5 protein-coding genes are annotated in these 6,205 nt (G+C 56.4%); 4 read left to right on the top strand and 1 reads right to left on the bottom strand.

Going from position 1 to position 6,205, the window contains the following annotated elements; all coding sequences use genetic code 11:
• Positions 1–282: 282 nt before the first annotated feature.
• Both WA354_RS25295 and WA354_RS25290 read left to right on the top strand, forming a co-directional pair.
• Positions 283–1,035, top strand: coding sequence for an SDR family oxidoreductase (locus tag WA354_RS25295; protein WP_472815805.1), 753 nt, complete (start codon positions 283–285; stop codon positions 1,033–1,035).
• 107 nt (positions 1,036–1,142) lie between these two features.
• Positions 1,143–2,627, top strand: a complete 1,485-nt coding sequence (locus WA354_RS25290) for an AsmA family protein (RefSeq protein ID WP_472815804.1) — start codon at positions 1,143–1,145, stop codon at positions 2,625–2,627.
• A 14-nt stretch (positions 2,628–2,641) separates the two neighbouring features.
• Here the strand turns inward: WA354_RS25290 and WA354_RS25285 are convergent, their stop codons facing one another.
• Positions 2,642–3,112: a hypothetical protein gene (locus tag WA354_RS25285; RefSeq protein WP_472815803.1), complete on the bottom strand. Its 471-nt coding sequence runs from the start codon at positions 3,110–3,112 to the stop codon at positions 2,642–2,644.
• 378 nt (positions 3,113–3,490) lie between these two features.
• Here WA354_RS25285 and WA354_RS25280 point away from each other — a divergent pair, with 378 nt between their 5' ends.
• Together WA354_RS25280 and WA354_RS25275 are read left to right on the top strand one after the other, a co-directional pair.
• Positions 3,491–5,884, top strand: coding sequence for a S9 family peptidase (locus WA354_RS25280; RefSeq protein ID WP_472815802.1), 2,394 nt, complete (start codon positions 3,491–3,493; stop codon positions 5,882–5,884).
• Between the two features lie 55 nt (positions 5,885–5,939).
• Positions 5,940–6,205: hypothetical protein (locus tag WA354_RS25275; protein ID WP_472815801.1), on the top strand; the 266-nt coding region annotated here is incomplete at its 3' end.

Here is a 6,205-nt window from a genome sequence, read left to right as displayed (position 1 = left end):
GATGGACCTGCTACGCAAGGTATTCGAGACAAATTTCTTCGCGAACAAATTCGCCGGCCGCCGTTGAGGGCGACTTGCCCTCGCGCAAATCCTCTTTGGCTCGCTCCATGGTCGCTTTCTCAGGCATAAGAATCCTCCCAGCGTGCTTCGATGCCGGGGAAGTTTTGAGGGCTGCATGTGCAGAGCAAGCGAACCATGCGGCCCCGGTTCATTTCGAACTTCGAATTTGCGGAACTTTTCGCCCCCAGATGAATCAACTGCTAGACAGGAGATACTTCCCCTATGGCACAGAAGATCGCATTCATTACCGGCGGAAATCGCGGGCTCGGCTTCCAGACCGCGCTCGACCTCGGAGAGAACAAATCGGAAAACATCAAGGTTGTGATTGGCTCGCGCGACAAAACGCAGGGTGAACGGGCGGTCGCCAAGCTTCGCGCGGCAGGCGTGGACGCTGATGCGATTCAGTTCGACATCACCAGGCGGGCGGATTACCAGGCGGCCTACGATTACTTCGACTCGAAGTTCGGGCGGCTTGACATTCTCGTAAACAACGCTGGAATTGCAGGCGGGACATTTCCGGGCGAAGGGCCCGAACATCGCGCAGCGGATGTGCCGATGGACCTGCTACGCAAGGTATTCGAGACAAATTTCTTCGCGCAGGTGGAACTGACCGAGAAGCTTCTGCCTCTCATCAAGAAAAGTCCTGCGGGGCGGATCGTGAACCTGTCGAGCATTCTGGCGTCGCTCCAGCTGCACGCAGATCCGAAGTCGCCCATCTACAACGCCAAATCATTCGCATATGATGCGTCGAAGACAGCACTCAACGCGTTCACAGTCCATCTTGCGTACGAGCTACGCGATACCAAGATCAAGGTCAACTCGGCACATCCGGGATGGGTGAAGACCGATATGGGCGGCCAAAGCGCTCCGATGGAATTGGCCGAAGGTGGCAAAACCAGCGCAGCATTGGCGACTCTGGCAGATGATGGACCGACGGGAGGGTACTTCCACCTGGGCAAGGCGTTGCCCTGGTAGTACAGGTCAAGGTTTCCTCTTTGGGTGAAGGCAGGCAGTTTGACTTCTCAAGGTCGCTCCTCGGGACGGTACAATCGTGCCAGCCTTAATAGCGCAGAGGAAACCGCATGCTGAAGCAGTGGGTACTGGTTGTCGCTGCAGTTGTCTTCCTCATTGTCTTATCACTTTCTCTGCTCCCGTTCTTTGTGAATGCTGAGACCTTCAGGCCCGTGATCGAGAGCCAGTTGTCAAACGCCCTCGGCCGTGAAGTTACCCTCGGGCGCATAACCTTCGAAATCATGGCCGGAAGCCTGGACTTCGAAGACATTTCCATCGCCGACGACCCAAAATTCAGCGCGGTTCCGTTTATTCAGGCAAAGAAGCTGAATGTGGGCGTAGAAATTCTGCCTATCGTGTTTCACCACCGGGCACACATCACAAAGCTGAATATCGACACACCCTCCATTCAACTCATTCAGAATGCCAGCGGAGAGTGGAATTTCTCCAGCATCGGGGCGAACTCCGCCCAACCGGGCGCAACCGGACAGTCGAATTCCGTAAACGACTTGACAGTGGAAGAGTTGAGAATTACCGATGGAAGCGCGACGGTGTCGTCAATCCCGCTGACGAACAAGCCCTTCCAGTACACGGAAGTGAATCTGGCAGTGAAGAATTTCTCATTCCTCAAATCAGCTCCTTTCGACCTTTCGGCGAAGCTGCCGGGAGAAGGTTCTCTGAAACTCAGCGGAAATGCCGGACCGATATCGCGAAAGGACACCACGCAAACGCCGTTTCAGGCCAAACTGCAGCTCAGGGAATTCGATCCGGTTGCTTCCGGGATAATCGACAAGACCAAGGGCATAACGATGCAGAATGATGTGGATGCCCAGATCAGCTCGGACGGGACGAATGTTACGAGCACGGGAAAGATCAAGGCTTCGCAGCTGCAACTGGTTCCGAGAGGCTCGCCGGCACACGATCCGATAGATATCGATTACACCATCTCGCACAATATGAAATCGAACAAATGCACTGTGTCGGATATCGCTGTGCATACTGGATCGGTTGAGGTTCACGCAAACGGCAGCTTCGAGTTCACACCCCAGGCAGTGATGCTCGACCTTCGTGTCTCGGCGCCGAACCTGCCGATCGATCAGTTGGAACAGTTGATGCCGGTGGTAGGCATTTATCTACCCAACGGTTCGTCGTTGCAAGGCGGAACGATGACGGCAAACATCAGTGTCAGCGGTCCTGCAACCGCCGCAATTCTGGCCGGCCCCGTCGAGATCGACAATACCGAGCTCGCCGGATTCGACCTCGGCTCAAAGATCGAAGGCTTGACTTCGCTTACCGGCACATCGGGTGGAACCCAGATCCAGGTGCTGAAGGCAAACGTGAACTCGTCGCCGCAGAGTGCACAAATAAAGGATATTTACGGCAACCTGCCCCAGTTCGGCTCCGCGACCGGTGCGGGCACAATTGCAGACACCGGCGCGATCAACTTCACCCTGACGGTAAAGCTGAACTCGCCGAACCGGAGCATTCCGCTAACCATCACGGGGACAGAGAAGAGTCCATCAATCAAAGCGAATATCGGGGCAATATTGAAGTAGCCCCGGATTCTCGATCAAGGTTGGCTGGCAGCGCCGGTCTCTCTCATGCTGCTCACTCTCGCCAACGGTTCGGGATGAGCCTCAGACAGCACCTCTTGCAGAACATTCTCGATTGCATCGACTGCATCCTTCACGGGATCGGTCACGTGCGGATTCGAGGCATAGACGAGGCACTCGATCGCCTGCAGCGAGTTGCGAATCTGGTCGTTCATCCAGCGGATGGTTTCGAACTGGCGCAGAATTTCGAGCTTGCGCCTGCGGGCCGCAAGCTGCCACCGGTAGGCGAATCCAAGCGTTAGAAGAGCGGCAAAGGCGCTGCCGACCAGGCGAAGCGAGCCGCTCTTGTGCAGCCAGTCGTCGTAGATGAGCCACTGCAGGCAAATCGCAATGAAAAACACTGCGACCCCACACACAGCTGCAAATAACCAGACTGCGGTGACCGACGGAATCTGGGACGAAAGAGGGTGTTCGACTCTGGCTTTCATCAGAAAGCGGGTGTGGGGTGAAGCGACACATCCGGCTGTATCCGAAATTAGCACAGTCGTCTATCGCAGTCACGTTTCGCGTTTCAGCCAGGTGTTTAAATCGTCAGCGGAGTCGGCTCTCGTAATCGCGCGCTGTGTACAGGGTTACAATGGCTCGGCGCCAATGACCGAAGTCAGCGACATTCCGCACCCAGCGCAATCCCTCCGATTCTGTTGATTGCTGCTGAGTAGAAAAACCAGCATCGGAGAGCTTATTCGCCGTTTCCAGAAGACGATGGGATATAGAATTCGAACAAGTAACACCTTCTCAGATCAACAGATAGCCCGATGTCCATTGATTTGTGTGATGGTGTGTCTGCGCCAGAGGAATCCAGAAACATGACTGCAATGAAACGTGCGTCGCTTGCGGGCCCCCTTGTGGCTCTTGCCTTGGTTTGCATCACCGGTTCGGCCCAGCAGCCGCGCCAGTATTCCGATCAGGATTACGCGAATGCCGAGAAATTCATGGCCTACAACGTCAATCCACTCGCCTACAAGGGCAAGGTAAATGCTCAGTGGCTCGACGATGATCGCTTCTGGTATCGCGAGGTGGACGATAGCGGCACCACCTACGTCATGGTCGATCCGGCGAAGGGATCGCGCACTCCCCTGTTTGACGAAGAAAGACTGACAGCGGCGCTGAAGGCCACGATGAAGGGCGGCCCGGGACTCGATGCGCGCCACCTGCAGCTTGCAGATATTTCGTTGAGCAACGGCGATCATACGCTGACGTTCACGATGCGCGGTGCGACCTACCAGTGCCGCGTAGGCGGCGGATCGGATACGTGCAAGGTGATTTCGGGCGGAGCGCCTGCGCCGGGGCAATCGCCGATTCCGCCAATGACGCTTTCACCCGACAGGAAGCTGGGCGCGTTCATTCGCAACTGGAATCTGTGGGTGCGCGATCTGGCAACGGGCGTTGAAACCCAACTGACGACCGACGGTGTGAAGGACTTTGGCTATGCGACGGACAACGCCGGATGGAAACATACTGAGTCGGCGATTCTGCTATGGTCGCCCGACTCGAAAAAGATCGCCACCTTCCAGCAAGATCAGCGCAAGACCGGCGAGATGTACCTTGTGCCCGTGACAAATACCCATCCCGACCTGAAAGCATGGAAGTATCCGCTGGTTGGCGACAAAGACGTGACCATGATCGAGCGCGTGATTATTGACGTTGGCGCGCGCAAGGTGATCCGTCTGAAAATGCCACCGGATCAGCATCGCTCAACCCTGTGCGACGACATTGCCTGCGATGGCGACACCTTTGCCGATGTGGAATGGAGTCCCGATGAGAAGCACCTGGGGTTTGTATCCACATCGCGCGACCACAAGCAGGAGTGGGTGCGCGTGGCAGATGCCGAGACCGGCGGAGTACGCGAGGTAATGACGGAGAAGACGCTGAAGTTCTACGAGAGCGGCAACGGCAAAATCAACTGGCATTACTTGCCTGAGTCTAATGAGATTCTCTGGTTCAGCGAGCGCGACAACTGGGGGAACCTCTACCTCTACGATTTGACCACCGGCAAGCTGAAGAATCAGATCACGCAAGGGCCCGGAAACGTGACGCAGGTGTTGTACGTCGACGACAAAGCTCGCGTAATTTACTTCGCAGGCGTGGGCAAGGAGAAGGATCGCGATCCCTACTACGAACACTTCTTTCGCGTGAACTTCGATGGCACCGGACTGACGCTCCTGACGCCGGAAGATGCGGATCACCGCATCAAGGTCTCGCAGGACGGACGGTACTTTACTGATACCTACTCGACGCCGACGCAGCCGCAGGTAACCGTGGTGCGCGATGACCAGGGCAAGACGGTGATGGAGGTCGCACGGCAGGACATTTCGAAGCTTACCGCCGCAGGATGGCAGCCGCTGACTCCGATCACGGTAAAGGGGCGCGACGGCACGACGGACCTGTACGGCTTCATGTTCAAGCCCATTCCGTTCGATGCATCGAAAAAATACCCCATCATCAATTACGTCTATCCCGGACCGCAGATCGGCTCGTGTGGCGGACGCGAATTCCGCGCAGCGCATGGAGACATGCAGGCGCTTGCTGAACTCGGATTCATTGTGGTGTGCATCGACGGCATGGGGACGCCGTTCCGCTCGAAATCGTTTCACGAGGCATACTACGCAGACCTCGGTGACAACACGATCCCCGACCAGATATCGGGTATGAAAGACCTGGCCAAGCAATATCCGTTTATCGATCTCGACCGCGTGGGAATCTGGGGACACTCGGGCGGCGGCAATGCAACCGGCGCAGCACTGCTTCACTATCCCGACTTTTTCAAGGTTGGTATTGCCGAGAGCGGCAACCACGATCAGCGCGACTATGAAGACGACTGGGCTGAGAAGTGGGCAGGCATCGAAGTTAAGAATCCCGACGGCACCACCAACTACGATTCGCAGGCGAATCAGAACTTCGCCAAGAATCTGAAGGGACACCTGCTGCTGGCACATGGCACGATGGACGACAATGTGCCGCCCAACAACACCCTGTTGCTGGTGGATGCGCTGATCAAGGCCAACAAGGACTTCGATCTGTTGATGATTCCCAACGTGCCACACGGCTACGGGCCGGCATCGCCGTACATGATGCGGCGGCGGTGGGACTACTTCGTGCGCTACCTGGCCGGCGACATTCCTCCGAAGGAATACCAGATGAAGCCATACAGTGCCGCGATCTCAGTCATCCGCGGCGGCCCCGATGCTGACAATGAGTAGCATGGCGGGTATATCAGAGTGTTAGGCTGGCAGGGTGAATTTGGGGGAGACTGTGATGCAGATGAGATTCCTTGCAGTGTTTGTTCTTGGTGCGAGTGCCCTTGCGGCACAAATTGGACCTGCGGCCCCGCAGGGAAATGAAAAGTTTGCGAAGCTCAGCACGGAGTTCATTCACGAAACCCTGGCGCTATCACCGTCGAGTGCATCGCAGGCCGGCTATCACAAGCACGTCGATCCAAAGACCAGCCAGACAATTGCACTTGATGCTCTGCTTGATGATGTGAGCCCGAAGGGTACGGCGTCGCAGCGACAGGTATACGC

Origin of the sequence: Occallatibacter sp. (assembly GCF_049802275.1) — a bacterium.
GTDB lineage: Bacteria > Acidobacteriota > Terriglobia > Terriglobales > Acidobacteriaceae > Telmatobacter.
Note: the sequence above shows the minus strand (reverse complement) of the source record. Positions and strands in the feature narration are given on the sequence as shown.

What these genes read in the sequence shown, in the direction of transcription:
- WA354_RS25295 (WP_472815805.1), top strand. Translation starts at nt 283, where the DNA reads ATGGCACAGAAGATCGCATTCATTACCGGCGGAAATCGCGGGCTCGGC.
- WA354_RS25290 (WP_472815804.1), top strand. Translation starts at nt 1,143, where the DNA reads ATGCTGAAGCAGTGGGTACTGGTTGTCGCTGCAGTTGTCTTCCTCATT.
- WA354_RS25285 (WP_472815803.1), bottom strand. Translation starts at nt 3,112, where the DNA reads ATGAAAGCCAGAGTCGAACACCCTCTTTCGTCCCAGATTCCGTCGGTC.
- WA354_RS25280 (WP_472815802.1), top strand. Translation starts at nt 3,491, where the DNA reads ATGACTGCAATGAAACGTGCGTCGCTTGCGGGCCCCCTTGTGGCTCTT.